The following is a 21,419-nucleotide window of genomic DNA, read 5'->3' as shown; positions in this document are numbered from 1 at the left end:
TGGCGCGGTGTTGGTGAAGTGGATACGCTGCGGAGTCCTCGACCAGGACGGCTTCGACCGGGGTCAACGCGGGTGGGCGCCGCTCAGGAACCGCCCGGGATTCCACGGGCAGGGCGGTGGCTGGAGCCGTTCCCAGCCAGGGGTCGCGCACCTCTTCGCCTTCTGGGACGGGCAGCGGTCCTACGACGCGTTCATGGCCGGTCCTTACGAGGAGATGGCGTCGGCGCAGGCGGGCACGTACGAGATGCTCGCCGCGCGGACCTTCGCCCACCGGCTGGACGTCAAGGTCGGGTTCGAGCCGCGCTTCTCCGACGCCGACCTGCTGCGGGTGGCGCTGTGTAAGGTGCGTCCGGACCGCGTCGACCACTTCGTCCAGATGCAGGAGCGGGTCTGGAATCCGGCCATGGCGGGCTCGCCCGGGATGCTGCGCGGTGTCTTCGCCGAGGGGGCCGACGGCGACTTCCTGGTGCTCTCGGCGTGGGACTCCGCGACCGAGCACGGCAAATACCGCGAGGGCTCGGTGGCGCGGCTGTCGCAGCGGGCCGACCTGGACGCCGACGTGCTGTCCGTGGCGGGGGACCTCGTGGACGTGGTGCCGGAGTGGACCGTCTGAGCCCCGGCCCGCGGCGCCGCGGGCGGCCGCTTTCCGGGGCCCTGGCAAGCCAACGGCCGGATCGCACCATAGGGTGATCCACATGGGACGTCCTCGCCGTATCGTGCTCATCCGGCATGGTGAGTCCCAGGGCAACTCCGACGACACCATCTACGAGCGGGTGCCGGACCACGCCCTGGAGCTGACAGAGAAGGGCCTGCGCCAGGCCACCGAAGCCGGGATGCGGCTGCGGGAGCTGTTCGGCGACGAGCGCGTCCAGGCGTTCGTGTCCCCGTACCGCCGTACGTGGCACACCTTCCGCGCGCTGGGGCTGGACCCACGGCTCACCCAGGCAAGGGAGGAGCCGCGGCTGCGCGAGCAGGACTGGGGCAACTGGCAGGACATCGAGGACATCCACCGGCAGCGCAAGGCGCGCGACGCCTACGGGCACTTCTTCTACCGCTTTGCGATGGGGGAGAGCGGCGCGGACGTCCACGACCGGGTCGGGTCCTTCCTCGAAACGCTCTACCGCGCCTTCGACAAGGACGACTTCCCGCCGAACGTCCTGCTCGTCACCCACGGGCTGACCATGCGGCTCTTCTGCATGCGCTGGTTCCACTGGACGGTCCAGGAGTTCGAAGCCCTGTCCAACCCGGACAACGCCGAGACGCGGGTCCTGGTCCTCGGGGCGTCGGGCAGCTACAGCCTGGACCGGCCGTTCGAGCGCTGGTGCACTCCCGGCCTGCCGGGCGGCGGTGACATCTGAGCGCAGGGCCGGGGATTTCCCGGGTTGCCGAAGCGATGCGGGGCCGGAGAAATCTGTGAGGCGGGTGAGTTTCGGCACAAGGAGATTGACCCGGAAGAGGCGCGATGTCAGAGTTTCCGACGTCATGACGGCTCACACCTCCCCTTCCGCGCGGGCCGCCCGCGCGCTCGGCAGCCTCCGCGGCCTGGCCGTGGGCGATGCCCTCGGCTCGCAGTTCTTCGTCCCCGCCCACTACTCCGCACTCCAGAACGGCGAGCTGCCGCCCGGCACGTGGCAGTGGACCGACGACACCGAGATGGCCTGCTCGGTCGTCGCCGTCCTCGGCGCCCACGGGCGGATCGACCAGGACGCCCTCGCGGCGTCCTTCGCCGAGCACCACGACTTCGACCGCGGCTACGGCCCCGCCGTGGGCCGCATGCTGCGGCTGATCCGCCAGGAAGGCGCCGACTGGCGCGAGCTGGCCGCCGCGCTCTTCAACGGCCAGGGATCGTGGGGGAACGGCGCCGCCATGCGGATTCCGCCGCTCGGCGCCTGGTACGCGGGCGACCCCGTCCAGGCCACCCACCAGGCCGAGATCTCCGCCTACACCACCCACCAGCACCGCGAGGCGGTGGCCGGCGCGATGGCCGTCGCCGCGGCCGCCGCCCTCGCCGCGGATCCGGCGGGCCCGCAAGACCCTGCCGACCTGCTCGCCACCGTCGTCGACCTGGTGCCGCGCAGCGCCGTCCAGGCGGGCATCCGGCGGGCCGGCGACATGCTGGACTACGCGGACGTCGGCACCGTCGCGGCCGTGCTGGGCTGCGGGCGGCGCACGAGCGCCCACGACACCGTGCCCTTCGCCCTGTGGGCCGCCGCACGCCATCTCGGCGACTACCGGCAGGCGTTCTGGACCACCGCGAAGGCAGGCGGCGACGTGGACACCACATGCGCCATCGTCGGCGGCATCGTCGCCGCGAGCCCCGGCGGCGAGCCGCCGGCCCTGTGGACCGAGCGGACCGAAGCGCTGCCCGACTGGGCCACGGCGTCCTGAAACCCTGGTGGAGGCGCCGCGCGGACGGCGAGTAGGCTGGTTCCCGCCATGGTCCAGCCACCACCCACCCACACCGTCGAACGCTCGATGCGCGCCACGCTCGGCGTGAGGACCGTCGCAGGCATCGACGAGGTGGGCCGTGGAGCGTGGGCGGGGCCGGTCACCGTCTGCGCGGCCGTCACCGGGCTGCGCCGCCCGCCCGAGGGGCTCACCGACTCCAAGCTCATCACCCCCAACCGCCGCACCCGGCTGGCCGCCGTGCTCACCGGCTGGGTGACGTCCTACGCGCTCGGGCAGGCCTCCTCCGAGGAGATCGACGAGCTGGGTATGACGGCCGCCCTGCGGCTGGCCGCGCTGCGCGCCCTCGACGGACTTCCCGAGCCCCCTGAGGCTGTCATCCTCGACGGCAAGCACAACTACCTCGGCAGCGGCGGCCCGTGGCGGGTCCGTACGGTGATCAAGGGCGACCAGTCCTGCGTCGCGGTCGCCGCCGCGTCCGTGATCGCCAAGGTCCACCGCGACCGGCAGATGGCCGAACTGGGCACGGAATACTCCCCGTTCGCCTTCGCGGACAACGCCGGTTATCCGTCGCCCGTCCACCGCTCGGCACTCGCGGAGTGGGGGCCGACACCGCTGCACCGGCTCACATGGTCCTACCTGGACACGCTGCCGCGCTGGCAGCACCTGAAGAAGGTCCGCACCACGGAAGACGCAGGGGAACAACTCGGTTTCGATTTCTGATCCGGCACCCACCCCCCGCTGCGCATCCGGTGCGCATTTGATAGACATCAACTCATGCCTCTCACCCCCGAGGAGCCTCAGATTCACGAGAGCGTCCCGGGTCCCCGCACTGCTCCGACCAGCGGCCGGAGTGCGTCGACCCCCCGTCCTGTCCCTCACCCGCCCCGGCCTGCCGCGCCGCGGCCCGGGCCGCCGAGGGCAGTCGCCGCCGTCGGTGCCGCCTCCGGCGCCGCCCCGCGCGGCCCTGTCGGCACCACCGCCCCCGCGGCTGCGAACCAGCCCGCTGCGGCTGCCGCCCCCGCCGCCGTCTCCGACCAGCGCGACTCCGCCTCCGGCGCCGCACAGATCCAGCTCATCCCCGCCCCGGCGCAAGGAGCGCTCGACGCGGCCGACGAGACCGTCGACCTGCTGCTCGACACCGGGCGCGCGCCCGGCGAGATCCTGGTGCTCACCACCGGGGAGCAGCACCCGTGGGCGTCCCACGAGCTGAGCTTCGGCGAGGCGTCGTACTGGGCCCAGCACGACGCCGCCGACGACGTGTTCTACGCCGACATCTCGGCCTCGCGCGCCGCCGGCCGGCCCGTCGTCATCGTGGCGCTCAACGGCGGCAGCGACGAGACGCTGCCGAAGGCCCTGGCCGGTGCGCTGTCCCGGGCCGGAGTGCTGCTGATCGTGTGCGGGGACCCGACGCGCATCAACAGCCTTCTGGGCGCCAGCGCCTGAGCGTCCGGGCCGGCGGTCCGCCGCCCCCGGGCGCTCAGCGCACCGACGCCTGGCGCAGGGCGTTGGTCATGGAGGTCGCCGGGTCCGTCCGGTGCGGCTCGGGGCGGGTGTGCGACCAGGAGGCGGCGTTGGGAGTGCGCCCGGCGCGGTTCTCCCCGATGACGTTCCAGCCGTCGCAGGTGAGCGTCACGTACGAGCCGCAGCGCAGCCCGTGCAGGGTGCAGGCGTCCCGCAGTCCCCACATCCACGCGCCGTCCTCGGAGGTCCAGCCGGGTATCCCGTCCCGGCTGACCATCAGGACCGCCGTGCGCACCGGATTGCGCAGGCGCAGGTCGTGCGGGATCACCCGGCGGAGATGGGACAGCAGGGCGTTGCGGCGCTCCCAGCCGTCGACGACGCCGGTGCGGTAGCCGAAGGAGGCGCTGGCGCGGATCCGCCCGTCCGGGTCGTAGGCCGCGACCACCGCGGTGGGCGGGGCCGGCAGATGCCGCGCGTACAGGTCCTTGACGACCTCGCGGGGGCTGGCCAGCAGCGGCACGTCCATGTCGGCCCACTCGGCGGGCTCCAGCGTGCGGGCCACGGAGGACGCGGCGGCGGAGGACGTCTCCGGAACGAACCCGATGGTCACGGTCCTCCCTTCGCGGATACACCCGTGGACCGGCCGCGGGCGTGCGCCGGTCAGGGGGCTCGGAGAGCCGTTCGGGGATCCGCGTCCAATTCTTCCCCGCGTACTGCCGTGCGGCAACGGGCAATTGCCATCGCGGACCGGAATGAGCCCGTCCGTCGGATAGATCCCGTGGCCTGTACAGCTGGTGCGGTCCGTCAGCCCTGGACCGCCAGGACCAGCGGAAACACCGCGGTCGCGCCCGCCCGGCGGAGCAGCCGGGCGGTCACGGCGAGTGTCCAGCCGGTGTCCGCCATGTCGTCGACGAGCAGGACGGGGCCACCCGCCGCCTTCACGGCTTCAAGCAATTCCGGCGGCAGGACGAACGCCGCGTGCAGTGCCCGTACGCGCTGGGCGCTGTTGCTGCGGTGCACGGATCCGGGGTCGGCGTCGGGGGCGTACTCGACCCTGCCGAGCAGCGGCATCCGTCCGACCTCGGCAATAGCGGCGCCGAGCGTGTCCACCAGGGTGCCGTGGCGCCGCGAGGCGACGGTGACGACGCCTGCCGGGCGCGCGGGAGCGCCGGTTTCACCACTCGCCCAGCCGCCGGGGCCGCGCGCCCAGTCCGACAGGACCTGCACCACCGCGTCCACGGCGTCGGCGGGGACGGGACGGTCGGGGGCACCCTCCGTGAACAGCGGCCGCAGCCGGTTGCCCCAGCCGATGTCCGACAGCCTTCCCAGCGCCCGGCCCGTGGCCGCCTGCTCGCCCGCCGGGATGCGTCCTTTGAAGGGGACACCGACGGCTTCGAGTCCGGTGGGCCACATCTTGCGCGGCTCCAGCTCCGCTCCCGGCCGGCCCAGGGCCTGGCGCGCCAGGGCGAGCGACTGCTCGGAGACCTCGACGGGGAAGCGCGCCCCGGCGCAGTTGTCGCAGCGTCCGCACGGAGCGGCCTCGTCGTCGTCCAACTGGCGGCGCAGGAACTCCATCCGGCATCCCGTCGTGCCCGCGTACTCCCGCATCGCCTGCTGCTCGGCGGCGCGCTGGCGTGCGACCCAGGCATACCGCTCCGTGTCGTATGCCCAGGGCTCGCCCGTCGCCGTCCAGCCGCCCCGCACGCGGCGGACCGCGCCGTCGACGTCCAGCACCTTGAGCATGATCTCCAGCCGGGAGCGCCGCAGGTCGACCCGGCTCTCCAGGGCGGGCAGCGACAGGGGGCGGTCCGCGGCCGCGAGCTCCGCCAGCGTGCGGCGGACCTGCTCCTCGGGCGGGAAGGCCAGGGAGGCGAAGTAGCGCCAGATCGACTCGTCCTCGCGGCCGGGAAGGAGCAGGACCTCGGCGTGGTCCACGCCGCGGCCCGCGCGGCCGACCTGCTGGTAGTAGGCGATCGGTGAGGACGGGGAGCCGACGTGCACCACGAAGCCGAGGTCCGGCTTGTCGAAGCCCATACCGAGCGCCGATGTGGCCACCAGCGCCTTGACGCGGTTGGCGAGCAGATCCGCCTCCGCCTCCTGCCGCTCGGCGTTCTCGGTGCGGCCCGAGTAGGAGGCCACGGCGAATCCGCGCTGTCGCAGGAAGGCGGTGATCTCCTCGGCCGCCGCCACGGTGAGCGTGTAGATGATCCCCGAGCCGGGGAGCGTGCCGAGGTGGTCGGCGAGCCAGGCCAGCCGGTGGGCGGCGTCCGGAAGGGCGAGCACGCCCAGCGACAGGCTCTCCCGGTCCAGCGGACCGCGCAGGACGAGCGTGCCCTCGGCGTCGTCCTCGGGTGTCGTGCCCGTGCCGAGCTGCTCGGCCACGTCGGCGGTGACCCGCGCGTTCGCCGTCGCGGTCGTCGCCAGCACCGGGACTCCCGGCTTGAGCTCGGCCAGCATCGTGCGCAGCCGCCGGTAGTCGGGGCGGAAGTCGTGGCCCCAGTCGGAGATGCAGTGTGCCTCGTCCACCACGAGGAGCCCGGTGGTGGCCGAGAGACGGGGCAGTACCTGGTCCCGGAAATCCGGGTTGTTCAGCCGCTCGGGGCTCACCAGCAGCACGTCCACCTCTCCGGACGCCACCTCGGCCTCGATACCGCTCCACTCCTCCGCGTTGGAGGAGTTGATGGTGCGGGCAGTGATCCCGGCGCGGGCGGCGGCCTCCACCTGGTTGCGCATGAGTGCGAGCAGCGGGGAGACGATCACCGTCGGCCCCGCGCCCCGCTCGCGCAGCAGCGCGGTGGCCACGAAGTACACCGCCGACTTGCCCCAGCCCGTGCGCTGGACCACCAGCGTTCTGCGCGCGTGCGCGACGAGGGCCTCGACCGCGCGCCACTGGTCTTCGCGGAGCCGGGCGGCACCCGGCTCCGCCCCGACGAGGCGGCTCAGGACGATGTCGGCGGCGGCACGCAGCCCGCTGGTGGTTTCCGTCATGGCTCCATGCAACAGGACGCCACCGACAGAGCGCCAACTCCGCCGGGCAGCCTGTGGACAACTCCGGTCGTGCGTTGTCCACAGCCGTTCGGGGGATCTGGTGCGGGACGCACGCGGTGCGGCAAGCTCGAACCATGACACAAAGCAACGAGATGCAACACGGAGAGTCATCGATCGACGGCCTCAAGGTCGTCCTGAGCGGGCCCGGCGAGCTTGCCGACGCACTGCCCTTCCTCATGGGCTACCACCCGACGGACTCCATCGTCCTGCTGGCCCTGCACGGGGAAGAGGGACGCTTCGGCGGCCGGGTGAGAATCGCCCTGCCCCGCACACCGCAGGATGTCGAGGAGTGGCCCGACGTCGCCAGGCACCTGGCCGACTGCCTGGTGGACGGCAGCCTCCGGCGCGGCGGCCGGCCGGCCGCGATCGTCGCCTTCCTCTGCCAGGACCCGCGCGAGGGCGAGCGCCCGCCGGAGGTGAAGGAGCGGCTGCGGCCGGTGGCCCAGCAACTGCGTGTCGCCTGCGGGGCACTGGACGTGCCGGTGGTCGAGGCGCTGTGCCTGTCCGGCGGTCGCTGGTGGTCCTACTGCCGGCCCGAGCAGGACCAGGACTCGGGCACCGAGGACGAGGGAGCGCCGCTCGCCCTGCCGGGCACGTCCGCCATCGCCGCGGCGGCCGCCTACGCCGGTATCCCGATGCCGGCCTCGCTGCGGGACCTGGAGGCCCGGCTCAGGCCGAGCGAGCCGCGGGCCGCCGCGCACGAGGCCGCACTCGACCTGGCCTGCGCCGCACTCGTGCCGCGCATGCTCGACAGGGCCGCGGGTCCGTCCGTCGCCGACCGCACGGTCGAGCTGGCCCGGGCCGCCCTCGACGCCTTCGCGGCGGCTCCGCCGATCGGTGACACCGCGCTGGCCGACCGGCGGGACGACACCCTGCTCGCCGACGGCGAGGCCGCGGAGATGATCCTCGGACTCCAGGACCGGGAGGCACGCGACCGCGTCGTGGAATGGGCCGACCCGCAGCAGGCCGGCGCGGCCGTCCGGCTCTGGCGCGCGCTGGCCCGCCGCTGCCCCGGGCCGTACGCGGAACACGCCGCAGTCCTGCTCGCCCTGACCGGCTGGGTCGCGTGGTGCTCAGGGGACGAGGCGGAGGCGCGGGTCGCCCTGTGGACGGCACTGGAGCTGGAGCCGCACTGCTCCTTCGCCCTCCTGCTCCAGCACGCCGTCAGCCAGGGGCTCGACCCGGAGGTGGTGCGCCGGGCACTGCGCGGCACGAGGCGCCGCAGGGTCATGGAGGCGGCTACAGCTCGCCGCGGACCATCCGGACCAGCCGGTCGAGGACCCGGCCGTCGCTCACTCGGAGGCCGTCGTGCTCGTATTCGTCGGTGATCCAGGTACGAAGGCCCCGGATCGACTGCGCGGTCGCGAGCGAGTGCGCGGTATCGACGTACATGTCGTCGTGGTAGACGGCCGCGACGACCGGAACGTCGTTGTGCGCGAGCCGCGCCGGGTCGTACAGGTCGGGCCACTGCCCGCGCTGCGCCAGAAGCTCCGCCGTCTCGCGCAGTGGCGCAAGCGCCGGGTCGGTCTCGAACATCCAGGGGTGGACGGTCTCGCCGGAGAAGAACACCGGCGCGTCGTCGTCCAGCGCGGCGTCGGCGTCGAAGTCCGGGAATTCGGACCTGACACGCTCGGCCGCCCACCGGGTCCCCTCCCGGGAGACGGACTGCTGGCCGTAGATCGGCTCGTGGAGGAGCGCGTAGAGGGGGGCTCCCGCGAAGGAGAGATGGCCCTGGGCCTGGGCCAGGAAGGAGTCGGAGAGGACGGGACCGGCGGGCCCGGTGACGAAGGCGTCCTCGACGAGGTAGTGCAGGGTGTGCGAGCCGCTTCCGGAGCCGAGCATCAGGCCGAGTGCCTGGAAGGCGTGCGGGGTGAGCGGCCCGCCGCCCGGGAGCAGCACGGAGTGCTCCCGCAGGTGGCGGACGATGTCCCGGACCCTGGCGACGTCCTCGGGGTAACGCGCGTAGTGGGCGGCGTTCTTGCGCAGGATGCGGGGATAGGCGGCACGGTAGACGTCCTCGGGCGTCACCCGCAGTCCGGGCAGCCCGCCGGTGATCAGCACCTCGCGCAGCGCCTCGGGCGCGAAGGAGAGGTAGGTGACGGCGCAGAAGCCGCCGAAGCTCTGGCCGAGCACACTCCACCTGCCGCCGTCACCGAGCAGATGGCGCCGCAGGAGTTCGCAGTCCCGCACGATGGAGTCGGCCCGGAAGTGGGCCAGGTAGTCCGCCTGGGCCGCAGCGTCGCCGCGCAACGGCAGGGTCTGGCGGTTCGCGGGCGTCGAGCGGCCGGTGCCGCGCTGGTCGAGCAGCAGCACCCGGTAGTCGTCGAGGGCCCGGGAGAGCCAGCCGTCCCGGCCCAGCGGACGCGGACTGCGGTTGCCCGGCCCGCCCTGCAGGAAAACCAGCCAGGGCAGCCGCTCCGGGTCCTTGCCCGCCGCCACCACTTCCCGGGCGAAGACGTCGATCTGCTCGCCGTCCGGCGCGGCGTGGTCGAGCGGCACGGGGAGGACATGGTCGGTGACGACGATGCCGGGCTGGCGGTGGACGGGCATGCTGCCTCGCTTCTGCGGTCGGGGGCCGGCGCGCCGCAGCGTCCGCGGCACCTTTCGTCCAGGAACGGTAGACGGCCCGTGACCTGGCCGGTCGGCGCACCGTTCATCAGTCGTGCAGCACTCACCGCAGCAGCCGAAGCAGCTTCCGGGAGCGGCCGGGACATCCGCCGTGCGGCGGTGCCTCGCGCGGGCCGGTGGGAATCGGTGACGCCACCGCTGCCCCCGTCACCGGTGCGGGCCGCGCGGCGGACGGCGGCCGTCCACGACATGCTGGTCTGCGTGGCGGCTCCGGCGCTGGCCGTGTCGGAGCGGGACGGTCAGCTGCGGGGCCAAGGAGTCGCCGGCCTCTACCGCGACGGACGGCGGCTGCTCGCCCGGTGCCTGCTGACAGTGGCCGGCGCGGAACCGGTCGCCGTGCAGGCGGTGATGACGTGCGCCGACAGGGCCCGCTTCATGGCGGTCGCGGGAAGCCCAACGGGCCGCGGGCCCGATCCTGCCCTCACGGTCGAGCGGTTGCGGACCGCCGGGGGAGTCGAGCGGATCACCGTCACGAACGCCGGCTCCGGGCCCGTGCGGCTGCCGATCGGGATCGCCCTCGGCACCGACCTCGCGCCGCTCGCCGCGGTGGCGGCCGGAGCCGTGGGGAGCGTGGTGTCGTGCACCGTCAGCGGGGCGGGGCTGCGCTGGACGGACGGAGAGCGCGCGGTGCTGACGACGGCACGCCCCGTCCCGGACGAGGTGTTCGCGGCGACGGGCGCGCTGGTGTGGCGGCTCGAACTGCCGGCCGGAGGAGCGCGGACGATCGAGCTGCGGACCGGGCCCGTCCCGGTGACGGGCGCGGTGGCCCGCACGGCGCCGCCACCGGCGCCACCGCCCGCGCTCTGGTCCGCCGCGGAAGTGGAGGCGGACGACCCGAGGGCGGGAGCTCTGCTCCGCACGTCGCTCGACGATCTGCAGAGCCTGCTGCTGCGGGCCCCTGGCCACCCGGCGGACCTGCACCTTGCGGCCGGGGCCCCGTGGCGGCTCGCGGGGGCGCCGACCGACGCGCTGTGGGCGGCGAGGATGCTGCTCCCGTTCGGCACCAGGCTCGCGGCGGGCACGCTGCGCACGCTCGCGCGGGCCCAGGATCCGCGGAGCGGAGGCATCGCCGGGCCGGCACGCGACGCCGGGCCGCACCTGCCGCCGCTGTCCTGTGCGACGGAGGCGGTGCCGCTGTTCGTGTCCGTGCTGGCGGAGGCCTGGCGGTGGGGGCTGCCGGCTCGGGAGGTCGAGGCGCTGCTGCCGGCGGCGGAGCGCTGCCTGGCCTGGCTGGACCGGGCCATGGCGATACCGGGGACCGAGGGGCTGGTCGCCGATCCCGTGCCCGGGGGGCCGCTGCGGGCCGAGGTGCAGGCGTACGCGCATCGGGCAGCACTGCACGGCGCGGATCTGCTGGAGTGCTTCGGCAGGCCCGACGCGGAGAAGTGGCGGCAGCGGGCGGCGGAGCTGCGGACGGGATTCCGGCGGCGGTTCTGGACGGAGGAGCCTGGAGGAGGCCGTCCCGCGGTGGCCTGGACAGCGCAGGGCGGTGTGCTGGACGTGCCGACGTCGGCGCTGGCGCATCTGCTGGACACGGGACTGGGCGCCGGAGGCTCGGCGGCGCCCGGGCTGCTGGACGCGGAGCGGACGGCACGGCTCGCGCGCCTGCTGGCGGCGCCGGGTCTGGACAGCGGCTGGGGGCTGCGCACGATGGCCGCCGGGGCGCCGGGGTTCAGCCCGTTCGGGCATCGCAGCGGCGCCGTGCGTGTGCATGAGACGGCGGTCGCGGTGGCCGGGCTGGCGTCCGCCGGGTACGAGGACGCGGCGGCCGCCCTGCTGACGGGGGCACTCGACGCGGCGGCCGCCTTCGGGATGAGGGTGCCGGAGATATACGCGGGGGAGCAGCGCGCGCCCGGCCGCGCGCCGTGCCCGCACCCCATGGCGTGCCGGCCCGCGGCGCTCGCGGCCGGAGGGGCGGTGCACCTGCTGGCCGCGCTGGCGGGGGTGCGGCCCGACGTGCCGGGAGGCTCCGTCGCACTGCGGCCGCTGGCCGGCACGCCCGCGGGAGCGGTCAGGGTGAGCGGGATGCAGGTCGCCGGCGCACCGTTCGCGGTGCGGATCGGCAGGATGGGGACGGCGATCGTCGAGGAGGCGGCGCCGGGGTTGCGGCTGGGCGCATGACCGGGCCGACACGGCTCGTGACGTGATCGTGGAAGGTGCCGATCCGGCTGATTATCGTCAGGCAGACGACTAAGATCACCACCATGTCGCCCTACGACCCGTCGGCCTTCCCGCCCTTCGCCGTGACCGTCGACCTGGTCGTGCTCACGGTGCGGCATCATGCCCTGTGCGCGCTGTCGGTGCGCCGTGGTGAGCCTCCTTTCCAGGGCAGGTGGGCGCTGCCCGGCGGATTCGTCCGGCAGGACGAGGACCTGTCCCAGGCCGCGGCCCGGGAACTGGCCGAGGAGACGGGCCTGCGGGCGCAGAGCGGCGCCCACCTGGAACAGCTCGCCACCTACGGCGATCCCCAGCGTGACCCGCGGATGCGGGTGGTCAGCGTCGCTCATCTGGTGCTCGCACCGGACCTGCCCGCGCCGCGTGCGGGCGGTGACGCGCACAGTGCCCGCTGGGCGCCCGTCGGCACCCTGCTGGGCGAGGACGGCCAGGAGCACACCGCCGACGCCCCGCCGCTGGCCTTCGACCATGCGCAGATCCTGGCCGACGGGGTGGAGCGGGCCAGGTCGAAGATCGAGTACTCGTCGCTGGCCACGGCTTTCTGCCCGTCCGAGTTCACGGTCGGTGAGCTGCGCAGGGTGTACGAAGCGGTGTGGGGGGTGGCGCTGGACCCGCGCAACTTCCACCGCAAGGTCACCGGGACGGTGGGCTTCCTGGTCCCCACCGGCGGGACGACGACGCGTCAGGGCGGCCGTCCCGCGCAGCTGTTCCGGGCGGGCGGGGCCACCCTGCTCAACCCGCCGATGCTCCGGCCCGAGGTGTAGGTTCCCGGCTGACGCCTGTCGAATATCGGGCATTCCGCACTAATTGCGGCGTTATGGTGCTGGGGTGATCCAGGCCATCGGACTGACCAGCCCGCCCCGGCGCAACGCCCCGCCCTTCGTCGCCGACCTCACCTTCGACATCCGTCCGGGCGAGGTCACCGGCCTGCTCGGCCCTGCCCGCTCCGGGAAGACCACCGCCGTGCGCCTGCTGCTCGGCGTGCAGTCCGGCAAGGGCGCCACGCTCGTCGACGGCCGCCCGCTGCGCGACCTGGCCCGTCCCGAGCGCGCCGTCGGCGCCGTCCTCGGAGACGTCCCCGGACACCCCCGCCGCACCGCCCGCGGGCACCTGCGGATGCTCTGCGCCGCTCACGGGCTTCCCACCTCCCGGGCCGACGACCTGCTGGAAACCGTCGGACTCGGCGCGACGGCCGACCGGCGGCTCGGCACGTACTCGCTCGGCATGGACCGGCGCCTCGCCTTCGCCGTGGCGCTGCTGCCCGACCCGCACGCCCTCGTCCTCGACGACCCGGCGCGGGACCTGCCACCGCGCGAGGCCGCCTGGGTGCACGCGCTGGTGCGCCGCCACGCCGCCGCCGGCGGCGCCGTGCTGCTCACCGGCCGCGACCCCGGTGCCCTCGCCAGGACGGCGGACCGGGTCGTCGTGCTGGACGGCGGCAGGATCATCGCCGACGAGCCGGCGGCCGTCTTCGCCGGCACCCGGCTGCGCGCGCACGTCGCGGTGCGCTCGCCCTACGCCCAGCAGCTGGCCCGCCTGCTCACGCAGGACGGCGCGGAGGTGGTCGCCGCCGGCGGCAGCCGTATCGCGGTCTACGGCGCCACGTCCGCCGCCGTCGGCGAGGCCGCCCACCGGCACGGCATCCTGCTGCACCAGCTCGCGGACCGTCCGGCCGGGTCCGCGGCCGCAGCCCGGGAGTCGGGCCCCGACCGGGAGGCCGGTGAACGCCCCGTGCGCCGCAGGCCCGTTCCCCGGTCCCGGCCCGCACCGCTGCGCGTCCCGCACGGCCCGCTGCAGCCGCTGCGCTACGAGCTGCGCCGCTGCTTCGGGCTGCGCACCTCCTGGCCGGTGGCGGCGGCCGCGGTCGCCGGATCCGTACTCGGCGCGCTGGTCGTCGCCCGCGGGGGAGCGGCGCACACCCCGGCGCTGCGGCTGCTGGCGGGGTGGCCCGCCGGCCTGCCGCTGCCCGCCGCGGCGCTGGGCGCGGCAGTGCTGGGCGCGCTGTCGTACGGGCAGGAGTTCGCCTTCCCGGCGCTGACCCCCGGCTTCGGCCCCGAGCCCCGTGCGCCCCGGCTGCTCGGCGCCAAGCTCGCGGTCAGCGGCGCCCTCGCGCTGCTTCTCGCCCTGTTCGCGGCCCTCGCGGACACCGCGGCGCTGCGACTGGCCCTCGGCCCCGCCGGGGTCCCCGACCCGCTGGCGCTGTCGGCCACCACCGCCGCCTGGGCCGCGCTGTGCGCGGCCTGTGCGTGGACCGGGGCGCTGGCCGCGTGCGCGTTCCGCACCACGGCGCTCGGGCTCGCCGCGGTGCTCTCTGTACCGCTGCTGGTGGCGCCGGGCTTGCGGTTCCTGCTCGGCGGGCGGACGGGAGCGCAGTTCCGCGACGCGGCCGGGGCGCTGTGGTCCGTGGTCACGGGAGCGCCGCGTACGGACGACCGCGCAGCCCTCGCCGCGCTGCGCTCTGCGGCCCAACCGCTCGTCGTCGCCCTGGTGTTGTCGCTGTCGTGCCTGGTCATCGCCTATCTGGCAAGCGCGTTGCGGGAGCGCAGGCGCGGACGCGGGTCAACTCCGGTGCGCTCCACCGGAGCTGTGCGAGTCGACCGCGAAGAGGCGTGATTCGTCCCGATAAAGCGTCAATTATCAGGTGATGAGCGCTCACCCTTTCGTGTGCTTTTCAGCAAAGCCCTCAAGGCCTGCTCCGGCATCGCCGACAAAGGATGCGTGAGTACCCTTGCGCACACCATGATGACCGCGGCTCGCTCCGCTGACTCCGGCATCGCCGGCCCGGGCGAGCTGGACCGCTACTCGTATGCCGATGGCCCCGCCGGCGACCGCCCAGGAGGCGGGATCACGTCCTGGGAGGGGATGGATCCCGACGTGGGCCGGGTGGGCCGTCGGACCGGCGGCAGCCGGGGCCGCGGACTGCACGGCCAACTCGTCCAGCAGCTCGGCCAGATGATCGTGTCCGGCGACCTCGGTGCCGACCGCCCGCTGGTCCCGGAGGAGATCGGCCAGCGCTTCGAGGTCTCCCGCACCGTGGTCCGCGAATCGCTGCGGGTGCTGGAGGCCAAGGGCCTGGTCAGTGCCCGGCCGAACGTCGGCACCCGGGTCCGCCCCGTCAGCGACTGGAATCTGCTGGACCCCGACATCATCGAATGGCGCGCCTTCGGCCCGCACCGCGAGGAGCAGCGCCGCGAGCTGCTCGACCTGCGCTCGACGATCGAACCGCTCGCTGCCCGGCTCGCCGCCGGCCACGGGCGCGAGGACGTCCAGCAGCGGCTCGCCGACATGGCCGAGATCATGGCCCACGCGGCAGCCCAGGGTGACGCGCTCACCTTCACGCGCGCCGACGTGGAATTCCACGGGCTGCTGCTCACCGTCGCCGGCAACCGCATGCTGGAGCACCTGTCCGGGATCGTCCTGGCGGCCCTCCAGGTCTCCGGCGGTACGGTCACCGGCTGTGAGCGTCCGGGCGACACCTCGGTAGGGCTGCACCACCGGATCGTCGAGGCGCTCGCCGAGGGCGACGGCGGCACCGCCGAGGCGGCGATGCGCCAGCTGCTCGCGGGGTCCACGGAGCAGTCCTCGGCCGCCGCCGACCATGTCGTACCGGCCCCCCGAGAGCACTGACCGCCCTGCCGGCCGCCGCGGGCCCCGTGTCACCGGGGCCGGCGGCGGTTCGTGCGCGTCACATGTCCGACTTTGCCGCTGATCTGCACAATTTGGGGTGTGACTCGGGCCACGTAAGCTGGGCGTAACGCCAGGCGAGGCAGTGCGATGACTTAAGAGGTGGCGGCCGTACGAGGAATATTCGGCGTCGATTCCGACGCTGAGTCGCCGTACGGTTCCACCGAGTCGTTCCCATCGTTCCGAGAGGTTGTTCGTGTCGGCCAGCACATCCCGTACGCTCCCGTCCGAGATCGCCGAGTCCGAGTCTCTGATGGCGCTCATCGAGCAGGGTAAGGCCCAGGGGCAGATCGCAGGCGACGACGTGCGTCGGGCGTTCGAAGCGGACCAGATTCCGGCAACCCAGTGGAAGAACGTTCTGCGCAGCCTCAACCAGGTCCTCGACGAGGAGGGTGTGACGCTGATGGTGAGTGCCGCCGAGGCGCCCAAGCGCACCCGCAAGAGCGTCGCAGCCAAGAGCCCGGCGAAACGTACTGCCACCAAGACGGTCGCCGCCAAGGCGGCCCCTGCCAAGAAGACCGTAGCGCCCAAGGCCCCGGCTCCCGAGCCGGTGGCCGAGGCCGAGACCACGGTGGAGCCATCGGTGGAGGCGGAGAACTCAGCAGCCAGGAAGGCGCCGGCGAAGAAGGCCGCCGTCAAGAAGACGGCTGCCAAGAAGGCGCCCGCGAAGAAGACGGCGGCCACCAAGAAGAGCGCCGCCGCTCCGGGCGAGGACGACGCCGTCGAGGTGGAGGAGTCGCTGGAGGACGTCGCACCCGGCAAGGGCGACGAGGAGGCGGAGAAGACGGAGTCCGAGAGCTTCGTGCTCTCCGACGACGACGAGGACGACGCGCCCGCGCAGCAGGTGGCCGTGGCCGGTGCCACCGCCGACCCGGTCAAGGACTACCTCAAGCAGATCGGCAAGGTCCCGCTGCTCAACGCCGAGCAGGAGGTGGAGCTGGCCAAGCGCATCGAGGCGGGCCTCTTCGCCGAGGACAAGCTGGCGGCGGCCGACAAGCTCGCTCCCAAGCTCAAGCGCGAGCTGGAGATCATCGCCGAGGACGGGCGCTGGGCCAAGAACCACCTGCTGGAGGCCAACCTCCGGCTCGTCGTCTCGCTGGCCAAGCGCTACACCGGCCGCGGCATGCTCTTCCTGGACCTGATCCAGGAGGGCAACCTGGGCCTGATCCGCGCGGTCGAGAAGTTCGACTACACCAAGGGCTTCAAGTTCTCCACGTACGCCACCTGGTGGATCCGGCAGGCGATCACCCGCGCGATGGCCGACCAGGCCCGCACCATCCGTATCCCGGTGCACATGGTCGAGGTCATCAACAAGCTCGCCAGGGTGCAGCGGCAGATGCTCCAGGACCTGGGCCGCGAGCCCACCCCGGAGGAGCTGGCCAAGGAACTCGACATGACCCCGGAGAAGGTCATCGAGGTCCAGAAGTACGGCCGCGAACCGATCTCGCTGCACACCCCGCTCGGCGAGGACGGCGACAGCGAGTTCGGTGACCTCATCGAGGACTCCGAGGCGGTCGTGCCCGCCGACGCGGTCAGCTTCACGCTTCTGCAGGAGCAGCTGCACTCGGTCCTGGACACGCTGTCCGAGCGCGAGGCGGGCGTCGTCTCGATGCGCTTCGGCCTGACCGACGGGCAGCCGAAGACGCTGGACGAGATCGGCAAGGTCTACGGTGTCACGCGCGAGCGGATCCGGCAGATCGAGTCGAAGACGATGTCCAAGCTGCGCCACCCGTCGCGCTCCCAGGTGCTGCGCGACTACCTCGACTGACCTTCCCCCGGCCGTCCTCCCGGACGGCCGGTCCGGGGCGTGCGGTACTGCGCGCGCCACCGGTCTGCGGATGCGGCCTCCGGCCCTATCGATGACTCTGGGTGCTCAGAGTGGTTCATAGGGTCAGGAGGCCGTATGCATCTCCCCGTTCCCACCTGCCTGCGTCGCCGCGACCGCCGTGGCCGCCGCCGTACGGCCATAGCCGCGGCGGCCATGCTTCCGGCGTTCGCCCTTCCCCTGGTCGCGCCGGCGGCTCCGGCCGCCGCCAACGGCGTAGTGGTCGGCGGTGTGCCGACGTCGACCGACGACGAGCCATGGGTGGTGGCGCTGGCCAGCCGGGAGCGTTTCGGTTCCGCCAGATCCGGTCAGTTCTGCGGCGGTGTGGCGGTGGGGCCGCGTACGGTCGTCACCGCGGCGCACTGCTTCGGGCAGGAGGCGCTCGGCGTCACGGACTGGCACAAGCTGCCGGACCTGCGGGTCATTGCCGGACGGACGGATCTGAGCGGCTCCGACGGGCAGGAGCTGTCGCTTGCCGACGTATGGGTCAACCCCGATTTCGACGCCTCCACCAATGCCGGGGACGTCGCGGTGATCACGCTTTCCCAGGCGCTGCCGGGCGGCGCGGTGATCCCGATGGCCCAACCGTCCGACACGGCGCCGTACGCGCCGGGCACCCAGGCGCAGGTCTACGGCTGGGGTGACACCACGGGGCAGAGCACATATCCGCAGGCGCTGCGGACGGCCACGGTGGACGTGCTGGCCGACTCGGTGTGCGAGAAGGCCTACCCCGGCGACGCCGACGGTACGTATCTGCGCGATTCCATGGTGTGCGCGGGGGTGGCCGGTGGGGGCAAGGACGCCTGCCAGGGCGACAGCGGCGGACCGCTGGTCGCGGCGGGGCGGCTGATCGGGCTCGTGTCCTGGGGAACGGGCTGCGCCGAAGCCGACTACCCGGGTGTCTACACCCGTGTGTCGGCGGTGTCCGCGCTGGTGGCCCAGCACATGTGAGCGCACCGCACCGGTGACGGAAAGCCCGCGGGCGGACACCCCCTGAAGGGGTCCGTCCGCCCGCGGGGCCGAGCTCGTCGCGTGGTGCGATGTGTCAGCGCTCGTCTTCTCCCGCCGGGGCCGGGGTGTCGGTGAGCCGCCCCGTCTCGTCCTGTATTTCTGCAGCGATCTTCTTGAGTTCCGGCTCGAACTTGCGTCCGTGGTGTGCGCAGAAGAGCAGCTCTCCGCCGCTGGTGAGAACGACACGCAGGTAGGCCTGAGCGCCGCAACGGTCGCAGCGGTCTGCCGCAGTCAGCGGACTCGCGGGGGTCAGAACAGTAGTCACGTCGCCTCTTCTCTAGCTCGACGAGCTGTCGTACCAGGGTCAACATCCAACCAGGCCGAAAACGTTCCCGCTGACGGCTTTTCCTCGAAAACGGGCCTCGGAGTGACTGGGTGTTACCGATTGGCGGCGAATAGGAGTCAGTTACGTCGGATGTCGCGTGTGGGGCTTTTGTCGTACTGGTCCACGCTTGCCCCGGCCGGCTTGCCGGGGTGTTGGTGAGGACGTGCCCGGAGCCTAAATGGTTCATGCCTCTTTGGGAACGTGACATGTGTATCACTCGTGCGGGTTATCGAACGCGTGAGCGAGCAGGGCTACGATGAAGGCTCGGATACCGGGTCGCGGCGTAGCTGCCCTCCCCGACCTCGGTACCCTCTCACCGATACGGCTGAAGAGCTTCAGGCCACACCAGATCGAGGAGTTGCCCGCGTGACCGCCGAAACATCCGTGCCGTCCACCGCGCTGCTGACGGGCGCAGATCGCGACGGCTCCAACTACACAGCGCGGCACCTGCTCGTTCTCGAAGGCCTCGAAGCGGTTCGCAAGCGTCCCGGCATGTACATCGGGTCCACCGACAGCCGCGGTCTGATGCACTGCGTCTGGGAGATCATCGACAACTCCGTCGACGAGGCGCTGGGCGGCCACTGCGACAGCATCGAGGTGATCCTCGCGGCCGACGGCTCCATCGAGGTCCGCGACAACGGCCGCGGCATCCCCGTCGACGTGGAGCCCAAGACGGGCCTGTCGGGCGTCGAGGTCGTCATGACCAAGCTGCACGCCGGCGGCAAGTTCGGTGGCGGCTCGTACGCGGCCTCCGGCGGTCTGCACGGCGTCGGCGCCTCGGTGGTCAACGCCCTCTCGGCCCGCCTCGACGTCGAGGTCGACCGCGGCGGCAGCACCCACGCCATCAGCTTCCGCCGCGGCGTGCCCGGCGCCTTCGCCGGCGCCGGGCCGGACGCGAAGTTCGAGCCCGCGAGCGGCCTGACCAAGACCAAGAAGATCCCGCGTGCGCGCACCGGCACCAGGGTCCGCTACTGGCCGGACCGGCAGATCTTCCTCAAGGACGCCAAGCTGTCGCTGGAGACCCTGCACCAGCGCGCCCGGCAGACGGCCTTCCTGGTGCCGGGCCTGACGATCGTGGTCCGCGACGAACGCGGTATCGAGTCCGAGAAGCCGGTCGAGGACATCTTCCGCTTCGACGGCGGCATCAGCGAGTTCTGCGACTTCCTGGCCCCCGACAAGCCCATCTGCGACGTCCTGCGGCTCACCGGCAGCGGCACGTTCAAGGAGACCGTCCCGGTCCTGGACGACCGCGGCCACATGACGCCCACCGAGGTCACCCGGGAACTGGGCGTCGACATCGCGCTGCGCTGGGGCACCGGTTACGACACCACGGTCCGCTCCTTCGTCAACATCATCGCCACGCCCAAGGGCGGCACCCATGTCACCGGCTTCGAGCGCTCGGTGGCCAAGACGGTGAACGAAGTGCTCCGCGCTGCCAAGCTGCTCCGCGTCGCCGAGGACGACATCGTCAAGGACGACGCCATGGAGGGCCTCACGGCCGTCGTCACCGTCCGGCTCGCAGAGCCGCAGTTCGAGGGCCAGACCAAGGAGGTGCTCGGCACCTCCGCCGCGAACCGGATCGTGGCGAACGTGGTGGCCAAGGAGCTGAAGGAGTTCCTGACCTCCACCAAGCGGGACGCCAAGGCCCAGTCGCGCGCCGTCCTGGAGAAGGCCGTCGCGGCCGCCCGGACGCGTATCGCGGCCCGCCAGCACAAGGAGGCGCAGCGCAGGAAGACGGCGCTGGAGTCGTCCTCCCTGCCGGCGAAGCTCGCGGACTGCCGCAGCGACGACGTCGACCGCAGCGAACTGTTCATCGTGGAGGGCGACTCGGCGCTCGGCACCGCCAAGCTCGCCCGCAACTCGGAATTCCAGGCGCTGCTGCCTATCCGCGGCAAGATCCTCAACACCCAGAAGTCGTCGGTCTCCGACATGCTCAAGAACGCCGAGTGTGGCGCGATCATCCAGGTCATAGGAGCCGGCTCCGGCCGCACCTTCGACATCGACCAGGCGCGCTACGGCAAGGTGATCTTCCTCGCCGACGCCGATGTCGACGGCGCCCACATCCGCTGCCTGCTGCTGACCCTCTTCCAGCGCTACATGCGCCCCATGGTCGAGGAGGGCCGCGTCTTCTCGGCGGTCCCGCCGCTGCACCGCATCGAACTCGTCCAGCCCAAGAAGGGCCAGGACAAGTACCTGTACACCTACTCCGACAACGAACTCCGCCAGACCCTCCTCGACCTCCAGCGCCGCAACGTCCGCTACAAGGACAGCATCCAGCGCTACAAGGGCCTCGGCGAGATGGACGCCAACCAACTGGCCGAAACCACGATGGACCCCCGCCACCGCACCCTGCGCCGCATCAACATCAGCGACATCGAAGCCGCCGAACGCGCCTTCGACCTCCTGATGGGCAACGAGGTGGCCCCCCGCAAGGAGTTCATCACCAACTCGGCCACGACGCTCGACCGCTCGAAGATCGACGTCTGAGCTGCGGCTTTGCGGCCGCAGTGGATTTGAGGGCGCCCTGCGGTCCGCACGCAGTCCGCAAGGGAACTGGCGTGAAGTCAGTTTTCTTGCGACGGCGGCCCGGTCCGTCCTGCGGAGTCGGGCCGCAGGTGGGTGTGGGGTGTCTGCGCTCGGAAGCGGACTTCACGGACTCGCCGCGCCACGCCGACGTCGTCCGGGCGATTCTCCACGAGGCGTTGACGCGGCGACCGTACGATGTGCCCCTGCCCGCTCCCGTGCTCGGCGCCGTGACGGAGGTGGGGGAGACCGCCGTCTGACGCGCCCTCGGGGAGCCCGCCGCTGTGCCCCACCTTCACGACGTGCCCATGGGTCACCTGATCGCCATAC

Annotated in this window: 17 protein-coding genes; 13 read left to right on the top strand and 4 right to left on the bottom strand. The window is 72.7% G+C overall.

Translation table 11 applies throughout. The features are described from left to right. Window positions 1-7 precede the first annotated feature (7 nt). The 5 genes from ACH4SL_RS35795 to ACH4SL_RS35775 all read left to right on the top strand — a co-directional run bounded on the left by ACH4SL_RS35795 (window position 8) and on the right by ACH4SL_RS35775 (window position 3,852). A complete protein-coding gene (locus ACH4SL_RS35795) occupies window positions 8-613 on the top strand; it encodes a YdbC family protein (RefSeq protein ID WP_398454096.1) in 606 nt (201 codons plus the stop codon). An 82-nt stretch (window positions 614-695) separates the two neighbouring features. Continuing rightward, on the top strand, window positions 696-1,358 hold the full coding sequence (locus tag ACH4SL_RS35790) for a histidine phosphatase family protein (RefSeq protein WP_398454094.1): 663 nt from the start codon (window positions 696-698) through the stop codon (window positions 1,356-1,358). A gap of 124 nt (window positions 1,359-1,482) precedes the next feature. Next, on the top strand, window positions 1,483-2,388 hold the full coding sequence (locus ACH4SL_RS35785; RefSeq protein ID WP_398454092.1) for an ADP-ribosylglycohydrolase family protein: 906 nt from the start codon (window positions 1,483-1,485) through the stop codon (window positions 2,386-2,388). 48 nt (window positions 2,389-2,436) lie between these two features. Continuing rightward, entirely contained in the window at window positions 2,437-3,129 is a 693-nt protein-coding gene (locus ACH4SL_RS35780) for a ribonuclease HII (protein ID WP_398454090.1), read from the top strand. A gap of 54 nt (window positions 3,130-3,183) precedes the next feature. Beyond that, window positions 3,184-3,852 (top strand): hypothetical protein, encoded by a 669-nt coding sequence (locus ACH4SL_RS35775; protein WP_398454088.1) that lies wholly within the window; start codon window positions 3,184-3,186, stop codon window positions 3,850-3,852. 34 nt (window positions 3,853-3,886) lie between these two features. Here the strand turns inward: ACH4SL_RS35775 and ACH4SL_RS35770 are convergent, their stop codons facing one another. Together ACH4SL_RS35770 and ACH4SL_RS35765 are read right to left on the bottom strand one after the other, a co-directional pair. Beyond that, window positions 3,887-4,480: a hypothetical protein gene (locus ACH4SL_RS35770; protein ID WP_398454085.1), complete on the bottom strand. Its 594-nt coding sequence runs from the start codon at window positions 4,478-4,480 to the stop codon at window positions 3,887-3,889. Between the two features lie 194 nt (window positions 4,481-4,674). Next, window positions 4,675-6,858 carry a DEAD/DEAH box helicase gene (locus ACH4SL_RS35765; RefSeq protein ID WP_398454082.1) on the bottom strand — a complete coding sequence of 728 codons (2,184 nt, stop codon included), beginning with the start codon at window positions 6,856-6,858 and terminating at the stop codon, window positions 4,675-4,677. Between the two features lie 134 nt (window positions 6,859-6,992). On the opposite strand from ACH4SL_RS35765, the gene ACH4SL_RS35760 reads away from it, so the two are divergent. Then, window positions 6,993-8,246, top strand: a complete 1,254-nt coding sequence (locus ACH4SL_RS35760) for a DUF4192 domain-containing protein (RefSeq protein ID WP_398454079.1) — start codon at window positions 6,993-6,995, stop codon at window positions 8,244-8,246. Here ACH4SL_RS35760 and ACH4SL_RS35755 read toward each other — a convergent pair. Then, window positions 8,158-9,468 (bottom strand): alpha/beta fold hydrolase, encoded by a 1,311-nt coding sequence (locus ACH4SL_RS35755; protein WP_398454076.1) that lies wholly within the window; start codon window positions 9,466-9,468, stop codon window positions 8,158-8,160. The genes ACH4SL_RS35760 and ACH4SL_RS35755 overlap by 89 nt on opposite strands. A gap of 204 nt (window positions 9,469-9,672) precedes the next feature. Here ACH4SL_RS35755 and ACH4SL_RS35750 point away from each other — a divergent pair, with 204 nt between their 5' ends. From ACH4SL_RS35750 to ACH4SL_RS35725, 6 genes are all read left to right on the top strand, one after another. Continuing rightward, window positions 9,673-11,667 (top strand): glycogen debranching N-terminal domain-containing protein, encoded by a 1,995-nt coding sequence (locus ACH4SL_RS35750; RefSeq protein ID WP_398454073.1) that lies wholly within the window; start codon window positions 9,673-9,675, stop codon window positions 11,665-11,667. Window positions 11,668-11,750: 83 nt separating this feature from the next. After that, window positions 11,751-12,485: an NUDIX domain-containing protein gene (locus ACH4SL_RS35745; RefSeq protein ID WP_398454070.1), complete on the top strand. Its 735-nt coding sequence runs from the start codon at window positions 11,751-11,753 to the stop codon at window positions 12,483-12,485. A gap of 64 nt (window positions 12,486-12,549) precedes the next feature. Further along, the gene (locus ACH4SL_RS35740; protein ID WP_398454067.1) at window positions 12,550-14,334 is read left to right on the top strand and encodes an ATP-binding cassette domain-containing protein; all 1,785 of its coding nucleotides are present in this window, start codon (window positions 12,550-12,552) and stop codon (window positions 14,332-14,334) included. Between the two features lie 105 nt (window positions 14,335-14,439). Further along, on the top strand, window positions 14,440-15,348 hold the full coding sequence (locus ACH4SL_RS35735; RefSeq protein WP_043179843.1) for a FadR/GntR family transcriptional regulator: 909 nt from the start codon (window positions 14,440-14,442) through the stop codon (window positions 15,346-15,348). A gap of 253 nt (window positions 15,349-15,601) precedes the next feature. After that, a complete protein-coding gene (locus tag ACH4SL_RS35730) occupies window positions 15,602-17,173 on the top strand; it encodes an RNA polymerase sigma factor (protein ID WP_398454063.1) in 1,572 nt (523 codons plus the stop codon). A 135-nt stretch (window positions 17,174-17,308) separates the two neighbouring features. Continuing rightward, a complete protein-coding gene (locus ACH4SL_RS35725) occupies window positions 17,309-18,181 on the top strand; it encodes a S1 family serine peptidase (RefSeq protein ID WP_398454060.1) in 873 nt (290 codons plus the stop codon). A gap of 94 nt (window positions 18,182-18,275) precedes the next feature. Here ACH4SL_RS35725 and ACH4SL_RS35720 read toward each other — a convergent pair whose 3' ends face one another. Next, on the bottom strand, window positions 18,276-18,506 hold the full coding sequence (locus tag ACH4SL_RS35720) for a hypothetical protein (RefSeq protein ID WP_398454057.1): 231 nt from the start codon (window positions 18,504-18,506) through the stop codon (window positions 18,276-18,278). Between the two features lie 426 nt (window positions 18,507-18,932). Here ACH4SL_RS35720 and ACH4SL_RS35715 point away from each other — a divergent pair, with 426 nt between their 5' ends. Then, on the top strand, window positions 18,933-21,053 hold the full coding sequence (locus ACH4SL_RS35715) for a type IIA DNA topoisomerase subunit B (RefSeq protein ID WP_398454054.1): 2,121 nt from the start codon (window positions 18,933-18,935) through the stop codon (window positions 21,051-21,053). The last annotated feature ends 366 nt before the right edge of the window (window positions 21,054-21,419 follow it).

The sequence above is a fragment of the Streptomyces sp. NPDC021020 genome, from assembly GCF_044333285.1.
Lineage (GTDB): Bacteria > Actinomycetota > Actinomycetes > Streptomycetales > Streptomycetaceae > Actinacidiphila.
The sequence above is the reverse complement of the archived record's forward strand: the minus strand, read 5'-3'. Positions and strand labels throughout refer to the sequence as shown.

What these genes read in the sequence shown, in the direction of transcription:
- ACH4SL_RS35725 (WP_398454060.1), top strand. Translation starts at nt 17,309, where the DNA reads ATGCATCTCCCCGTTCCCACCTGCCTGCGTCGCCGCGACCGCCGTGGC.
- ACH4SL_RS35790 (WP_398454094.1), top strand. Translation starts at nt 696, where the DNA reads ATGGGACGTCCTCGCCGTATCGTGCTCATCCGGCATGGTGAGTCCCAG.
- ACH4SL_RS35765 (WP_398454082.1), bottom strand. Translation starts at nt 6,858, where the DNA reads ATGACGGAAACCACCAGCGGGCTGCGTGCCGCCGCCGACATCGTCCTG.
- ACH4SL_RS35755 (WP_398454076.1), bottom strand. Translation starts at nt 9,468, where the DNA reads ATGCCCGTCCACCGCCAGCCCGGCATCGTCGTCACCGACCATGTCCTC.
- ACH4SL_RS35760 (WP_398454079.1), top strand. Translation starts at nt 6,993, where the DNA reads ATGACACAAAGCAACGAGATGCAACACGGAGAGTCATCGATCGACGGC.
- ACH4SL_RS35775 (WP_398454088.1), top strand. Translation starts at nt 3,184, where the DNA reads ATGCCTCTCACCCCCGAGGAGCCTCAGATTCACGAGAGCGTCCCGGGT.
- ACH4SL_RS35785 (WP_398454092.1), top strand. Translation starts at nt 1,483, where the DNA reads ATGACGGCTCACACCTCCCCTTCCGCGCGGGCCGCCCGCGCGCTCGGC.
- ACH4SL_RS35780 (WP_398454090.1), top strand. Translation starts at nt 2,437, where the DNA reads ATGGTCCAGCCACCACCCACCCACACCGTCGAACGCTCGATGCGCGCC.
- ACH4SL_RS35745 (WP_398454070.1), top strand. Translation starts at nt 11,751, where the DNA reads ATGTCGCCCTACGACCCGTCGGCCTTCCCGCCCTTCGCCGTGACCGTC.